The following is a 16,588-nucleotide window of genomic DNA, read 5'->3' as shown; positions in this document are numbered from 1 at the left end:
TAGCTGACTGAAAATCTTTCTTCTCAAGAGCATTTTCCTTATCAAAAATAGGATTAGTAGCATGAATCACCTCCAATACACGAAGAGCAGCAGCATCTCCTTGTCTAAGCTGATAAGAAGCTCTACTAATTGCCTTAGCAGGGGTAAGAATATTATAAGCTAATCCCATATAGGCAATGAACTCTGAACCTCCTAAAGTCTTATCAACCAACACCATAGTACCTCCAAACCATAAGAGAATTCCTATAGCTAAAATCCCTAAGAATTCACTAATAGGAGAGGCCAAATTCTGGCGATAAGAAAGATTGTTCGCATGAGATAGAAAACGCTTAGTAGAGTCAGTAAAGCGCTTTATAAAGACCTTCTGAGCATTAAAAGACTTGATAATACGCAGCCCTGTGATAGATTCTTCTATAATAGAAAGAAAATACCCTTGTTCGGCTTGTATACGTCCAGAATGTTTTTTAAGCGACTTTCCTACTCGTGAAATAGCTAATCCCGCCAAAGGAATAAAAATGAAGACAAAAAGAGTCAATTTCATACTTATTCCACACATAATGATAATAGTGAAGATAATTGTAAGAGGCTCTCTTACAATTAGTTCTAATATGCTAAGATAAGAAACCTGAAATTCATTGATATCGCCTGTGATACGTGCGATTACATCACCTTTTCGTTTTTCTGAAAAATAGGATATAGGCAAAGAAATGATTTTCTTATACATCATATCACGTAAGTCCTTCAGCACTCCATTACGTAAAAGATTAATAAAAATAATGGCTAAGTAATTAAAAATATTCTTCAAAAAGAATAAAAATAATACCAAGGCAATAATATAGGAAAGTGCTTGTACGGGATCTCCTCCTGTATGCTGTGTTACCTGATAGTTCAGATATTCCTTAAAATAGGTATTAGCTTCCGATATCCCCTTATACACTGGTTTTTGATAGATCCTTGCATTGTTATCAAATAGCACCTCCAACATAGGTATCAGGGCTACAAAAGACAAAGAGCTAAAAAGTGCATAGAGAACATTAAAGAAAATATTCAAAAATATATACCTCTTATAAGGCAATACATAAGGATAGAGTCGTTTGATATTGGCTACGTTCATTCAATAATATATAAGAAAATCAATCTTTTACCTAAATCATTTGGTTATTATAAGTTCCATTCTTTGACAATTTTCTGAATCTTGTCTAGAAGTTCTTTCTGTGTTTGCTCAAAAGCTTCAACAGAAGGAAGGGGTGCATTGACACTGAAATAGAACTTGATTTTAGGCTCTGTACCACTAGGGCGTGCTGCGACCTTAGTTCCCTTATCAGTATAATAAATCAATACATTGGATTTTGGAATATCAATTTTCGTCTCCTCTCCTGTAAGAAGATTTCTACTTACGGAAGTCTGATAATCCTCTATACGGACCACCTGCTCTCCTACAAGAGTTTTCACAGGGTTTTCACGGAGATTCTTCATCATTTGAGCAATTTCTTCAGCTCCACTTACCCCCTTCTTCACTACTGAGATCAAATGCTCTTGGTATAATCCAAATTCTTGATACATTTTGAGCATTTCCTTGAAGAAAGAACTTCCTTTAGCCTTAGCTTCAGCGGCAATATTCATCGCCAATAGGGAGGATGTTTCTGCATCTTTGTCACGCACAAAGTCTCCTACCATAAAACCAAAACTTTCCTCTCCCCCACCGATAAACTGCTGGTTAGGGAAATCCTTAATCATCTTGGCAATCCACTTGAAGCCAGTAAGCCCTTCCTTATATTCTACTCCATATCCCTGAGCTAATCCTCGCATCAGTGGTGTAGAAACGATAGTAGAAGCGATGAACTCATGCCCGGTTTTTTCTCCTTTTTCTTTCCACTTGTCCAAGAGATACTTAGTCATCATGAGCATAGTTTGGTTTCCATTGAGTAATACCATCTTGCCATGAAGGTCTCGTACAGCGATTCCTATACGGTCACTATCTGGATCCGTACCAAATACAATGTCTGCGCCGACTTCTTCTGCTTTCTTGAGCGCCAAGGTAAGCGCCTCAGGTTCTTCTGGATTAGGCGATTTCACTGTAGGAAAACTTCCATCAGGAGTAGCTTGCTCTTCTACTATGTATAGTGAGGTATAGCCCGCACGCTCAAAGAGTTTAGGAATAATCGTTACAGAAGTACCATGTAGAGGGGTATACACAATCTTCAAATCTGCTTTTCCTTGGATAGGGAAATTAGCCTTGTCAAGAGAAGCATTTATGAAAGCCTCATCCACCTCTTTATCCACCTTTTCGATAAGAGATTCGTCTGCAACAAACTGAATATCCGAGAACTGAATCTTATCAATTGCTTCCATAATCTCCTTGTCCTGAGGGGGTACCAATTGTCCACCATCTGTCCAATATACCTTATATCCGTTATATTCCGGAGGATTGTGAGAAGCGGTAAGCACCACTCCACTGTGGCATTTTAAGAAGCGAATGGCGAAAGAAAGTTCAGGAGTAGGTCGTAGTTCTGAGAAGAGAAATACCTTAATCCCATTGGCTGAGAAGACATCTGCTACTATCTTGGCAAATTCTTGTGAATTATGACGGCAGTCATAAGCAATAGCCACCCTTACTTGCTCATTGGGATATACCTTTTTTAGGTAATTGCTAAGTCCTTGTGTATTTTTGCCTAAGGTATAGCGATTCATGCGATTGGTACCTATTCCCATGATACCACGCATCCCTCCTGTACCAAACTCCAAATTCTTGTGAAAACACTCTATCAACTCCTCTGGATTTCCTTCAAGGAGCTGACGCACAGTCTCTTGTGTGGCAGCATCAAAGGCTGGAGTAAGCCATGATTGCGCATTTGTTTTACTTTTCTCTAATAAGTTCATAATTTATTATTATTTTCCACTGATTCAATTTCTTATTTTTTCAACTTTTTAAAATCCTCAGGATTAAACAATGTAAGTTGATTCTCTTGCAAACGATTGATGGTATCAAAGATCCTTTGACGAATAGGCTTGGGCAAAGAGTAATAGGAAGCATCTATTTGAGTTTCCCTTCCTATATCATCTGGAGAATCCTGATGGCGAATAGCCGTTTTCTCCCCCTTGTGGTAAGCTAAAATTTTAACCTTTGCACGGTCGGGATCTCCATCGGTAGGAGTAGCCCCATAGACAATGACAGGATCCACATAACCATCCTTGTCCAAGTCGGTAAAAGAAACAAACTTTGTCCAAAACCAAATAGAGAATTCCCATCCTTCCCACTCAGGGCGATAGTCATAAAGTAGCTTTACCTGACGAAAAGCATCTTTATCTTCTATAAGATGAAAGGCCTTAATCTTGTCATTAATAACCTCACCTTCACTATTTCTTCTATAATTCTTTTCTTTTTTTGAGGAGGAATCATAGAGCTTGTTCTCTGTAAACACCCAAAAATGTTTACCCTCCCTATCTTGATAGGTATAAACCTTCACAATAGGATAGGTTATTCCTAATTTTCTCTGTATCTTAGTAGGGAATTGCTTTTGTATCTGCTCATCATCCAAGAGTTGTGCCTGTGAAGGATCTTGAGCATGTGCAAGTAATGTACAAAAAAAGCACCAGAGAAAGTATTTTCTCATATTCTTTAATCTTAAAATTAATCTTTCATTTGATTTACTTGCTTTATGACGGTATACAGAGAAGCAAACACACCAAAGAGTGCCCCTAATACAGTACCCCAAGGGGATATACTAAGGAATTTTTCGTCTAAATAAGTTCCCAAATAGGTACAAAGAACTATAATTACCGCCATTTGAATACCTATTTGGGAAAATTTGACCCAATTATTTAAGTTCTTTCTTTGTTGGTTCATTGCTAAAAGTAGCTCCTCCTTTCACTCCCATTTTACAAGTCACATTGAAGACTGCCCCTGGTTCTATAGCCAGCTTATCAGTCTGTACTTCTCCTTCTATAACTGCAGTAGTCTTAAGGCTAAGAGTACTTTTTACCACCAGAGTTCCATTGATCGAGCCCTCTACATCGGCATTGGTACAGATTATATTTCCTTTGATAACACCCGTTTTTCCTACTACAAGTCTGCCAGAGGTTTGTATCGTTCCCTCTATTTCCCCATCTATACGGAAATCAGCACCTGAATTTACTTCACCTTTGATTTTGGTACCTGCTACGATGCGGTTACTTCCCGCTACTGAATTGTCTACTGCCATATTTTTTTTATTTTCTTTATTAAACATTGTAAGTTATTTTTTTAAATATTCTTCTTTATTTTTGTACATCTGAAGTATCGCATAATTTTCTGACGAAATTACGAAAAATTCTTTGAAAAACCTATCTTTTTCTTCATTTTTTTCTTCCTGTTTGTTCTTTTTCCCCTTCGGCAGTTTTTCTTGTTGCTTTTCTTGGAAGAAAGCGTTGATCTTTTCAACAAATCTCTCGGCCATCTCTCGTGACATAAAGCCGTGAAGGACAGTCCATTGCTCATTAGCATCGTAGACATCATTACTCATAGAGATATAAGCAAAGCCATTTTCTTCCAAATAATTCTTAAGTTGCTCTTTTTGAGCCTCATTATCAAAATGCTCTAAGACAATCTTCCAAGAAGAAGCCTTCTGATCTGTATCGAAATCAGGCTTATTTTCTTCTTTTTTAAGTACCTCAAGAGATTCATTCACATAATCAGCCTGTTTGGTATTAGGGTATTCCTTAGCTATAGCCTCTAACTCTCTTACATAAGTTTCTTTCCCCTCCAACCTACCTAAGGCCTTGGCTCGAAGGAGTTCCCAGTCAGGGGCTTGAGGAGAAGTCTTGAAAGCTGCTTTTTGAGCATCAATAGCTGCGATCACCTCTTGATATTGCTGATTATCAAACTGTTGTTGCAACTGGGAGAATTGTTCTTGCAATTGTTTTTCATTGGTACTCACCTGACCTGTAACCACCTTAGTATATTCAGAAGTAGGATAAGCAGCCAGTAGCTGGTTTTTGTAAGCTTCTGCTTGAGCGGGGTGGTTTTGTTGATGTATTTTATATAATTGGTAAAGAGCCTTTTCCCTTAGCTTATCATCGTGTGTTATTGCAAGAAGTCGGGTAAGCCTATCCTTGGCGAGCTTCTCATCCTTAAACTTTTCCCAGTAGAGTTCCCCTACACCATAGAGAGCCATTTCCTTATCCCTTTCCAATTGCTTCATTTGCTGCTCGGAAGGAAGGTTGCTGAGGTATTCTTCAGGAGTAATTGTTTTGGAAGAAAGACTATCTTTTTGATTTTCAGCTATATTTTCTACGACTAACTGATGAGACCAACGCCAATTATCCACAAGAGGGCGATCCCCAAACTGCTCTTTGAACCCTTGTTTTCCATAAGCAACGGTCTGAGGTGAGTAGAAGTAAAAACCATCCTGAGAAGGCTGTGCCTGATGACGCACTACCTTTCCAAAGTCTGTGATTGCTACAGTATGTTTGTTTTCAGGTTGTTGTAAAGAATCTATATGTTTTTGGAAATAAGCTATTCTCTCCTGTTGAGGCATTTTCATGATATGGGAGAGACTATCGGCCTTAGCGATTGTATTTTCAAAAACAGTTATCTGAGAGAGGTTATCCCTTTTCCTACGCATATAGAGGTATTCGAGTGTATTCTTAGGGATATACACCAAAGTACTATCATAATGATTGTAAGCCAAAGGATATTTTTTAGACTTGAAGTAGAGTTCGCCCAAATGCTCGTGAGTACGCTTCTTTAGACCTTCATTTTCTTTGTTTTTAGCCAAAGACCGCAAAAAGTAATCAATGGCTTCCTTATCTTTGTTTTCCCCCTCGGCATAGAGAGCATGTTGGAAATATACCAAGTCCAGCAAGTTCTTATGCTCATAGAGTTTTTCCATTTTGCGCAACTTCTCTACATAAGCGATTTTTTCTTCAGGAGAGAGTCTCTGAGTACGAGCCTTACCTATCTGAGCCTCCACCCATAGTCGGCGAGGGATATTCCAATTAAGATCGATTGTTTTTTGATAATATACCTGAGCGGAATCCCGCTGAGCAGTGGCCTCGAAGAGCTGTCCTGTGATGAAGAGATAGCGTCCTCTTTGTGCTTTGTTACGAGTCTCCACACTGGCAAGTTTCAGTGCCTGAATGGCTTGAGGATATTGTTTGAGATTGATATATGCCTGAGCGAGAATGGCATGTAGGTTAGCCCGTTCCTTACGCTTAGGTTTTTCTTCTTCAAGGAGTTTTTCAATAGAAGAAATTGCCAACTGTTCCCTTCCCAATTGTATATGTGTTTTCTCCCTCCACACAGCGGCATTGTACCGTTGGTTAGTTTCCCCATAGTTGGTAAGCAAATGATTAAAAGCCTCTAAGGCAGGCAAGTAGCGGCCATTGTAATAACGAGCTTTTCCCAAGAGCATATAGGCATCGTCAATCTTTCTGTTTTTTTGTTTGCCATCGAAAACCATAGAGTGGCGCTGAATAGCCTTGATAGCCTTTTCCTCAGCTCTATCAAAATGAGCATTGCCTTCCCCTTTGAGCTGATAGTCTTCTGAAAGCGCTTCGAGTTCTACAGGGAGAATTTCAAAATAATTTTCAACAAGCTTTTCAGAAAGTTCTTTTTTTCCTTCCTCAAGAGCTAAATTACCATTGTACAAGACATTATACATCGTCGGAATCATACGAAACTGACGATTATAATAGGTATCCGATTTAGTGGTACAGCCTATAAAGAGAGCTGTCAATAGAATACAAGTAAAGAATTTGTGCAACTTCATCTAATGAAATAATAACAAGGCGCAAGTTAGTCATTTTTTTTCAAATAACAAGCAAAATTAAATATTTTATAAGATATGAAACAAAATTAAGGTGTTGGAGTAAGAATTCTCCAACACCTTAATCAAATTAAATTAATTAACATGAAAAAACACAAAAACAGTTTTTCAAAACAGTTCTATCCTAAGTACGTCTTTAGGATTTTACTTCTAGAAGTATGCTTGAGCCTACGGATCGCTTTTTCCTTGATTTGGCGTACACGTTCGCGAGTAAGTTCGAAGGTTTCACCTATTTCCTCCAAGGTCATAGGATAGTTTTCCCCTAAGCCAAAGTATAAGCGAATCACGTCCGCTTCGCGAGGTGTAAGGGTTTCCAAGGCGCGTTCTATCTCAGTCTTGAGCGACTCATGCATCAGTTCCTTATCGGGATTGGGAGATTCCCCACTGCGCAAGACATCATATAGGTTGGAATCCTCCCCTTCTACCAAAGGCGCATCCATGGAGATGTGTCGTCCGGAATTTTTCATGGACTCCTTTACATCATTCACGGACATATCCAATTCTTTAGCAATTTCCTCAGCAGAAGGGACACGCTCGTGAGTCTGTTCTAAGTAGGCATACATCTTATTGATTTTGTTGATAGAGCCTATCTTATTCAGCGGCAAGCGAACGATACGAGATTGCTCGGCCAGCGCCTGTAGAATGGACTGACGAATCCACCAAACAGCGTAGGAAATAAACTTAAATCCGCGAGTTTCATCAAAACGTTGGGCAGCCTTGATCAGTCCCATATTCCCTTCATTGATAAGGTCAGGGAGAGTAAGCCCTTGATTTTGATACTGTTTAGCTACCGAAACCACAAAGCGAAGATTTGCCTTAGTGAGTCGTTCTAAGGCTATTTTGTCACCTGCTTTGATACGTTGGGCAAGCTCCACTTCCTCATCAGCGGAGATCAGATCCACCTTTCCTATCTCTTGGAGATACTTATCCAAAGAAGCTGTTTCCCTATTGGTAACCTGTTTGGTAATTTTAAGTTGTCTCATCTATAAATTAATAATTAATTGTCTATTGTTATGAATGAAGATGAATTGTCATTCACCTCTATAGGAAAAAATGTATTAACAAAAATCATTCCAAATTATATTTAATTAATTGTTTTTAACATATAAAGAAGATAATATAACTATATTTAGCTACAATGCATTTTTAATAACATATTTTATATTTTTACAAAGCCTATTTGTCAGGTTCTCTGACAAGTAGCTAAAGAAGAGTGACAAAGATAAATATGACATTTTTTCTTATTTTATTTTGAAAGCTTAAAAAAAAACGTATCTTTGTATCCTAATTGAAATTTATAAATTCCACCTCATGTTGATAGCTCCTTCACTTTTAGCGGCTGACTTTGCCAACCTACAAAGAGATATAGAAATGGTCAATGAAAGTCAGGCAGACTGGTTTCATCTTGATATTATGGATGGGCTCTTTGTCCCGAATATCTCTTATGGGATGCCTGTGGTAAAAGCCATCAAAGAACATGCCAAAAAACCATTGGATGTGCACCTTATGATCGTAGACCCTGATCGTTATATTCATACTTTTGCCCAGCTGGGAAGCAGCTTTCTTTCGGTACATTACGAAGCTTGTACTCACCTACACCGTACGGTGCAAGCTATCCGACAGGAAGGGATGAAAGCAGGAGTTGCCCTAAACCCTCATACTCCTATAACAGTCATGGAAGATATCATTACTGATGTAGATTTGCTCCTTATTATGAGTGTAAACCCAGGCTTCGGAGGGCAATCCTTTATAGAAAATACCTATAAAAAGGTAAGTCAAGCCAAAGAACTCATTACTAAGACAGGCTCTAAAGCCTTGATAGAGGTAGATGGTGGTGTCAATGCAACCAATACACCTAAGCTTGTGGCAGCTGGAGCAGATGTATTAGTGGCAGGAAGTTTTGTATTCAATGCTCCTGACCCTAAAAAGACAATAGAAGCACTCAAAAGATCTGTATAAAAACTATTTGGTTGAAGCCTACCCAATTACTAATAAAAGTAAAATAAGTATTGAAAAGAGAGGTTTATATGTTAATTATCTCAACATTCTAAAACTTTTTATGGATATATAATGATTTTTTACGTATCTTTGCTTTTGATTAATCATTAATTTTTTAAAAAACGAAAAAAATAAATATGGAAGTAGAACAAGGGTATAAGATAACATCTGCTCCAGAGTGGGCAAATACCTTAACCGATGCGCAAATCATAGAAATCTGCAAAGATTCTGATTTTGCTACAGAGCAAATAGAAGAAGGGAGAGATTTCTGCTATCTACTTAATAAATACTATTATGTAGATGACCAGAAGAATACCGATTATGCCCTAATGGCTTACACCCTTACCCAACCGGAGAACTTAGAACGAGCTTCGGTGAACGATATGATTTTGGAGGAGAATGAGTACTACGAAATCAATCGTATAGCGGTTATCCGTGAAGGAGAATATATAGATAAGCTCCCTGATACCAATATAAAAGTACTTGACAATGAGAATAATAGCAATGGAGGTGTCATCAGTAAATCTAAGAAAATAAATGTCTCCATCCGTGACCTTAGGCTCTATGATATTCTTATTTTGGAGGATTCCCGTACTAAAGTATTTTCAGAAAAGGAGTTTGTCCGTCGTGATTTTGTCAAACATATATTTGTCACACCTGATACGTATTGGGCTTATGGGCACTACCATTACAAATTCATCAACAATCGTGAGAAAAAAGTAGCCTACAAGGAATTTTTCTTTCGTGATGCTAAGGGAAATGCCTTAGACCAACCTACTAAGTACTTAGAAAAAGGAGAAGTATTGGAGATCAAACACACCGACTATATCAATCCTGTAGATCCCAATAGAGAGATCTTCCCCTTCATCGACTTTGCTACTGAGAGCACTTGGAAAGACCTATCGAACTATATCTACCCCTTGTATAAGGATGTCTTGGAACAATCGGATCTGAAAAGCTTTGCTCCTGACTTGATAGAAAAATTGGACAAACTTGCGAATTTGGATGAGAAGATCCAATTTGCTATTGAGTATGTACAGAATAACATCTACTATACCTACAATGCAGATGAGATGAACGGGCACAAGCCGCAAGAGCCTGCTATTACTTATCACAATAAGCAAGGAGATTGTAAAGCTAAGTGTGTATTACTAAAAACCATTCTTGATTACTTAGGTGTAGAAGCGAGTGTGGTACTGGTAAATTATAACGCAGATTTTTACCTAAAATACTACCTTCCTTCCCTACTCTCCTTCAATCATGTAATTGTCAAGATACACTACAAGGGAGAAGATTATTTTGTAGATGCTACCTCTCGCAATGAGTTTGGTCGATTGGAAAAAAGGACAGTGCTTAGCTTCTGCCACTATATGGAAATTAAGGAAAATGCTACCCTAAGTATCCGAAAACCGGCCTATTTTGCACTGCCTTGTATAGATGAGCATGTCAAAGTAGTCGTTCAGGAAGGAAAAGGAAAAATAACCCTTAGAACTACCTACCGCTACAACCGTGCCAACAATATGAGAGGCTACTTCAAACAGACCAATAAGAAGGAACTTATAGATGGTTGGAATCGATTTCTTTTCTATAATCTCAATTACGTAAATGATCGTAGTGAACAGGATATCAGGGAGATATTCAAGGATGTAAGTATCAAGATAGAAAAGGATGACAAGGAGGAAAACGAATTGGTTATCGCTTATGAGGCTACCATCCTAAAGCCTTACTTTACGAACAAAGAAGGCGAAGAGTTCCTTATGTACTTTGACCATAGTGTACTGAAGAAAGATCTTATAGACTTCCGCCACAAGGACAGCAGCTATTGGCACAACTATGACAGTGAGCATTATCTGATAGAGCTCTATGCTGATAAGCCTATCAATACCAAGGAGAAATACACCATCCAAGAGTTGGAGCTCTCCAATGAATTTTTCTCTTATTCGAGCAAAAAGACAATTGATAAGACTTCAGGAAAGGTAGAAATACTCTATAATCCTCTAACAAATATAGAGATTACTTTGGATAAAATCCAAAGTATCCAAGAAGCTTATCACAGTATAGGAGATAGTAACTTTGGTTTAGGCATCGATATCCTTCCAAAAGGATTCTTTGGAAAGATAAAATCTTGGTTCAGATAAATCAGACAGAAATTAAGGTAAAAAAGAGGGGCGCCGCAAGCGGCGCCCCTCTCTATTTATTCTTATGACAGACTAAAACTGATATTTCAAGCCTACATTCCATGTACGACCGAAACCAAAGAATACTCTGTTTCTCACATCAATACCTTTGTAAGTATCTCTTGTGCTATTATCTACCACTTGGTTGGTATCCGATTCAGAGATATAAGTAGTATCAAGGATGTTATTTACATTGGCCAATACTGTTACGGCTTGTTTTTGTTTTTTACCAAAGACAAACTTATAAGAGGCTCCTCCCTCAAAAAGGTTGTACTGAGGCAACTTCAAGCTGGATATTTGAGAACTTCTCACCAAAGAAGTAATATCCAAGCGTGCGTATAAGTTATTGACATAGTGCCAACTTAGGTCAATATTAAAGTTTTCGTAAGGAGTTACCACTACTCCAAGGTTGGCTGTCATCTGAGCAGATTCACCCACTTTGAGCTTATCCAAATCAACATCGAACTGAGAAGAAGACTTACCTGAAAGTATATATTCTGAATTATCCTCTGTAAGGAAAGTATTCACTCTTGCCCCCCCTTGGTAGAACCAATCTCCTAAGGAGAACATACCATTTACCTTTACATAATCATTGATACGGTAAGCTGCATCGAGCTCTACCCCTTGGTGAATTTCAGTCACCCCAAGCATCTCGGCAAAGTATCGAGTATTACCATCCCAGTTGTCACGACGTACATAACGATCTTTCCAAGAAGTGCGATATACGTTGAGATTAGCAGAGATACTCTGCCATCTGAATCCGTATCCAAGTTCCAAACCTAATATTTTTTCATTGGTAAGATTAGGATTGACAAAGTTCTTATAATTTGGATATACAGAGTTAAAGAAAGGCTGACGAGAGTAGTATCCTACATTGACAAACACATTGTGGTGTTCATCTATATTATAGTTAGCTCCTGCTTTCATATTATAGCCAGGGATACTTTTGTAAGTAGTTGTTTCAGGCTGAGCTGTTTCAGGTCTGTTTTTTAGAGCTAGAGTACCTGGCTTAAGGAAGTGATCAATTCTCTGGAAAGCCTGTATAGAGCTAGACCATTGTGCAAAAGCAGAGAGTTTTTGGGTGGTATACTCCACCTGACCAAAGGCGCCTAACCAACGTACATTACCATCGTTACTAAAAGTAATCTGATTGTCTAAACTCTCTATACTACCCCCGAAAGGATTGAAAGAAGGTTTGTCAGAAAGTGTATAACTAATATTACGAGGGGAGGTTAGGTTCTTATTAGAATTGTCCTGAAAATACTCAGCTCCTAAAAGATTGCTAGGTACTTCATAGTGATATCCCTTGTAGTAACGCCCATCAAGACCTACACTGAAAGAGAATTTTTCAGAGAGTTTGTGATTGAAGCTGGTTAAGAAACCAAACCAGTTGTGAGAGTTCACCGCTGCTTTTCTTGCAAAACCTTCTGTTACTCCAGTAGTTCTACCATTTGGCATAGTTACTTTTCTATAAGCATTAGCTACATAAGGAGTTCCATGTACTGCTACTGTCTGGTTAGGAGTAGAGACATCCTCTCCACGATTGTAGTTAATAATTCTTTCCATATCAATTTGCCCATCTTCTGTTCTAAAGTTTGAAGCGGTCAAAGTAGTAGGTCTGCCATCCTGTTGGAAAGAGCCTGTCCAAGCAGATCCAGCATCGCGTGTACCAGCACCACGACCAAAAGAAGCATAAGCTACTGTACTGATAGAAGATTGCTCATCGATATTCCAATCCCAGTTGAGCATCATCACCGGCTTGTGATATACATTTCTACGGAAGTTAAATTCGCTTCCTTTGTAGTTACCCCAGTCTGAATTGTAGCGAAGATTAGGCTTACCATCTTCTCCATACTTTAGGTAATCCGCAATAGTAATATGAGTACTTCTTTGGTGATGCCACTGAGGAGCTCCAGTGAACATGAATTGGAAAGAGTGTTTTTCATTGGGAGTATAGCCCAAAGCAAAGAAATAGTTATAGCTTTCGAAATCGGTACTATTGACATAGGTAGCTCCCGCAGTACGGCTGAGCAATACTGAAGAAGACCATCCTTTCTTGCTTTTTCCTGTATTATAAGCTCCCATTACTTTGTAGAAACCATTATTTCCTAAAGAAGCTGATACAGTTCCGCCTTCTTGCATATCAGAAGCACGGGTTACAATATTAATGGTTCCTCCTACTGAAGCTATGGCAATCTTAGAAGCCCCTAAGCCTCTCTGTACTTGCATAGAGGAAGTCACATCGGAAATACCCGCCCAGTTGCTCCAGTACACCTTACCATTTTCCATGTCATTGATAGGCATTCCGTTGATCATTACAGCAATATTTTCATTACCAAAGCCGCGGATATTGATTTTAGAATCGCCATATCCCCCTCCAGACTTAGTGGCATGCACCGAAGGAGTTTTGTTCAGTAGCTCAGGAAATTCTTGGTTTCCTATTTTGTTCACTATATCAGCTGCACGTATGGTGGAGACAGCCACTGGGGTTTTGCGTTCCTTAGCAATATCCATAAGTGTATTGCCTATCACTGTAGTTCCTGTGAGTTCTTGAGCATCAGGAAGAAGTGTAATCTGAATAGAAGCCTTTCCTTTGACAATGGTGAAAGGGACATCCTGAGTTTTAAACCCAATAAAAGAGACCTCCAATGTCCCTTTTTTTTGTGTAGTCTTTAGGGTAAACTTACCATTTTCGTCCGTAGAAGTTCCATGGGAAGTCCCTTTGATGAGAACATTAGCCCCTAAGAGTGGCTCCTTTAGTTCCCCATCAATTACAGTTCCTGTAATAGTTTGCGCTGAGAGTGTTGCTACCATCAAAAAAGCAAACAAACACAGCCAATGCTTACATGTGTTCATCTTTTTAAATAAATTAGTATCTATTGTTATTTGTGTGCAAATATCGCAATTTCTCTCTTAATCCATCTATAACAATATGTTAATATTCAAGCCATTTTACTAACATATAGTGTTGAAAACTTTTAGACATTGTTTACAACTTCCCTTTTAGCTCAGTATACTGCAAACTTTTTATTTATACTGATAAAACAATAAATACTATATATTTTTTTGCTTTTGTTGTAGATAAATAGAAAAAGTTAATCATATTACTCTCACTTATCATGTAAGTATTTTTATTTTTAGAATTTTTTTTTGAAAAAAATTTTGTTATTAGAATATTATATTATATCTTTGCACCCTGAAAGTAAAAAGAGATTGTTTTTACTATGAAGAATAATAAATTAATAAGTAAGTAAATAAATTAAAGCGAAATATGAAAACTAATGTGTTAGGCTATCCACGTATTGGAGAAAAACGTGAATTAAAAAAGGCCAATGAAGCATTTTGGGAAGGGAATCTTACAGAGGAAGAGCTCCTTGCCGTAGCGGAAAATATCCGAGTACACAACTGGACTTTGCAAAAAGAAGCTGGTATAGATCTGATTCCATCCAATGATTTTTCCTTATATGATCAGGTTTTGGATTTGTCTTTTACTCTCAATGTTATCCCAGAGCGTTTTGCCCCTACCAAGAGTCTTTCGGAACTCAAACAATACTTTGCCATAGCGCGTGGCTATCAGAAAGACGGTATCGATGTTACTGCCTCTGAGATGACCAAATGGTTTGATACCAACTACCACTATATCGTTCCAGAATTCACCAAAGACCAAAGTTTCTCTATAAAGGTAAACAAACCCTTGAACGAGTATAACTTAGCTAAAAAGCATGGCTTTGAGACCAAACCTGTACTTTTAGGCTTGGTTACTTACCTCTTGGTAGGGAAGGAAAAAGAAGCCGGATTCCACCGCTTGGACTTAGCCGATCGCCTACTCCCTGTATATATCCAAATTATTCAAAGCTTGGTAGATGCAGGAGCCAAAACTATCCAGATAGATGAGCCTTACCTTGTGCTTGACCTCCCTGAAGGCGCTGAAGAGACTTACCGAAAAGTATATACCGAAATCAAACAAAAATTCGCCAATACAGAGTTCATCCTTACTACCTATTTTGGAGCATTAGAGAATAATACTGAACTGGCAGTATCCTTGCCTTTGGATGTACTTCATATCGATTTGGTAAGAGCTACTGCACAGCTTGACAGTGTCCTAAAAGCTCTTCCTCAGAGCAAAAAACTCTCTATTGGTATAGTAGATGGACGTAATATTTGGAAGAACAACTTCGAACATTCATTAGCTCTTATAGAAAAGGTAAGAGAAGTGATCAGTGATGATCATATCTATATAGGTACTTCTTGCTCCTTGTTGCACTCTCCTTGTAACTTAGAGCTTGAGAACAATGAAAAGGTACTTACTCCAGAGATCAAACAATGGTTGGCTTTTGCCAAACAAAAAGTAAAAGAACTTGCTACTCTTAAAGCTATTGCCATAGGTCATGACCTTAGCCCAGAGGTAAAAGCTATTTTCGAGGAAAACAAAAAAGCGGCAGAAAACCGTAGAACCTCTGCTCTTATCCACAACCCAGCTGTAAAAGCACGTGTAAAAGCAATTACCGATGCTGACAGCAAGCGTAAGAGTGCTTTTGGTACTCGCCAAAAAGTACAAGAAGAAGCCCTACACTTGCCTCTATTCCCTACCACTACTATTGGTTCTTTCCCACAGACCCCAGAGGTACGCTCTTGGAGAGCTTCCTTCAACAAAGGGACTCTTTCTAAAGCTGACTATGACAAGAAGTTAGAGAAAGAAATTGAAGAATCTATCCGTTGGCAAGAGCAAACCGGTATTGATGTATTGGTACATGGAGAATTTGAGCGCAATGACATGGTGGAATACTTCGGAGAGCTTCTCAGTGGGTACACCTTCTCCAAATTTGGCTGGGTACAGAGCTATGGATCACGCTGTGTAAAACCTCCAATCATCTACGGAGATGTATCCCGTCCTGAGCCTATGACTGTACGCTGGAGTCGATATGCTCAGTCTCTTACGAAGCTCCCTGTAAAAGGAATGCTCACAGGTCCTGTAACTATTCTACAATGGTCTTTCGTACGTGATGACCAACCCCGTTCAGAGACTGCCACTCAGATAGCCCTTGCTATTCGTGATGAGGTAGTTGACTTGGAAAAAGCTGGTATCAAAGTTATCCAGATAGATGAACCTGCTATTCGTGAGGGATTGCCCCTACGCAAGGCTGATTGGCAAACTTACTTTGACTGGGCTATCAAGGCCTTCCGTATCTCTGCTTCAGGAGTAGAAGACCAGACACAGATACACACCCACATGTGCTATTCCGAGTTCAACGATATGATAGAAGCCATTGCTGATATGGATGCCGATGTTATCACCATCGAATGTTCTCGTTCACAAATGGAACTCTTAGATGTATTTGCCGACTTCAAGTATCCTAATGAGATAGGTCCTGGAGTATATGATATTCACTCCCCACGTGTGCCTTCTGAAGAAGAAATGTATCACCTGATGAAAAAAGCCATTGCCGTGGTACCTTTCCGCAACCTATGGGTAAACCCAGACTGTGGACTTAAGACACGCCATTGGGAAGAAACTAAGTTGGCCTTGGAAGCTATGGTAGCTACCGCTAAGAAACTTAGAGAAGAATACAAAAAATAATTCAATTCTTTTATTTTCCAGAAAGAAAA

At 38.7% G+C, this 16,588-nt stretch carries 11 protein-coding genes; 3 read left to right on the top strand and 8 right to left on the bottom strand.

Going from position 1 to position 16,588, the window contains the following annotated elements; translation table 11 throughout:
- The 7 genes from CAPGI0001_RS06290 to CAPGI0001_RS06260 form a co-directional block, all read right to left on the bottom strand.
- Positions 1 to 1,114: ABC transporter permease (locus tag CAPGI0001_RS06290; protein WP_002667690.1), on the bottom strand; the 1,114-nt coding region annotated here is incomplete at its 3' end.
- Between the two features lie 47 nt (positions 1,115 to 1,161).
- Positions 1,162 to 2,880, bottom strand: coding sequence for a phospho-sugar mutase (locus tag CAPGI0001_RS06285; protein ID WP_002667802.1), 1,719 nt, complete (start codon positions 2,878 to 2,880; stop codon positions 1,162 to 1,164).
- 32 nt (positions 2,881 to 2,912) lie between these two features.
- Positions 2,913 to 3,614, bottom strand: coding sequence for a M949_RS01915 family surface polysaccharide biosynthesis protein (locus CAPGI0001_RS06280; protein ID WP_002667720.1), 702 nt, complete (start codon positions 3,612 to 3,614; stop codon positions 2,913 to 2,915).
- A gap of 17 nt (positions 3,615 to 3,631) precedes the next feature.
- The gene (locus CAPGI0001_RS06275) at positions 3,632 to 3,847 is read right to left on the bottom strand and encodes an AtpZ/AtpI family protein (protein WP_040359823.1); all 216 of its coding nucleotides are present in this window, start codon (positions 3,845 to 3,847) and stop codon (positions 3,632 to 3,634) included.
- Positions 3,819 to 4,229, bottom strand: a complete 411-nt coding sequence (locus tag CAPGI0001_RS06270) for a bactofilin family protein (protein WP_002667765.1) — start codon at positions 4,227 to 4,229, stop codon at positions 3,819 to 3,821. The genes CAPGI0001_RS06275 and CAPGI0001_RS06270 overlap by 29 nt, the downstream gene beginning before the upstream one ends.
- Before the next feature lie 6 nt (positions 4,230 to 4,235).
- Positions 4,236 to 6,749 carry a type IX secretion system periplasmic lipoprotein PorW/SprE gene (porW, locus tag CAPGI0001_RS06265; RefSeq protein ID WP_040359820.1) on the bottom strand — a complete coding sequence of 838 codons (2,514 nt, stop codon included), beginning with the start codon at positions 6,747 to 6,749 and terminating at the stop codon, positions 4,236 to 4,238.
- A 176-nt stretch (positions 6,750 to 6,925) separates the two neighbouring features.
- Positions 6,926 to 7,789: a sigma-70 family RNA polymerase sigma factor gene (locus CAPGI0001_RS06260; RefSeq protein WP_002667816.1), complete on the bottom strand. Its 864-nt coding sequence runs from the start codon at positions 7,787 to 7,789 to the stop codon at positions 6,926 to 6,928.
- A gap of 328 nt (positions 7,790 to 8,117) precedes the next feature.
- Between CAPGI0001_RS06260 and rpe the strand changes: the two genes are divergently transcribed.
- Both rpe and CAPGI0001_RS06250 read left to right on the top strand, forming a co-directional pair.
- Positions 8,118 to 8,765, top strand: a complete 648-nt coding sequence (gene rpe / locus CAPGI0001_RS06255; protein WP_002667716.1) for a ribulose-phosphate 3-epimerase — start codon at positions 8,118 to 8,120, stop codon at positions 8,763 to 8,765.
- Positions 8,766 to 8,941: 176 nt separating this feature from the next.
- Positions 8,942 to 10,942, top strand: coding sequence for a DUF3857 domain-containing protein (locus tag CAPGI0001_RS06250; protein WP_002667817.1), 2,001 nt, complete (start codon positions 8,942 to 8,944; stop codon positions 10,940 to 10,942).
- 72 nt (positions 10,943 to 11,014) lie between these two features.
- Here the strand turns inward: CAPGI0001_RS06250 and CAPGI0001_RS06245 are convergent, their stop codons facing one another.
- A complete protein-coding gene (locus CAPGI0001_RS06245) occupies positions 11,015 to 13,837 on the bottom strand; it encodes a TonB-dependent receptor (RefSeq protein ID WP_040359815.1) in 2,823 nt (940 codons plus the stop codon).
- Between the two features lie 415 nt (positions 13,838 to 14,252).
- Between CAPGI0001_RS06245 and metE the strand changes: the two genes are divergently transcribed.
- Positions 14,253 to 16,559 carry a 5-methyltetrahydropteroyltriglutamate--homocysteine S-methyltransferase gene (metE, locus tag CAPGI0001_RS06240; RefSeq protein ID WP_002667783.1) on the top strand — a complete coding sequence of 769 codons (2,307 nt, stop codon included), beginning with the start codon at positions 14,253 to 14,255 and terminating at the stop codon, positions 16,557 to 16,559.
- The last annotated feature ends 29 nt before the right edge of the window (positions 16,560 to 16,588 follow it).

It is taken from the genome of Capnocytophaga gingivalis ATCC 33624 (genome assembly GCF_000174755.1).
GTDB lineage: Bacteria > Bacteroidota > Bacteroidia > Flavobacteriales > Flavobacteriaceae > Capnocytophaga > Capnocytophaga gingivalis.
Note: the sequence above shows the minus strand (reverse complement) of the source record. Positions and strands in the feature narration are given on the sequence as shown.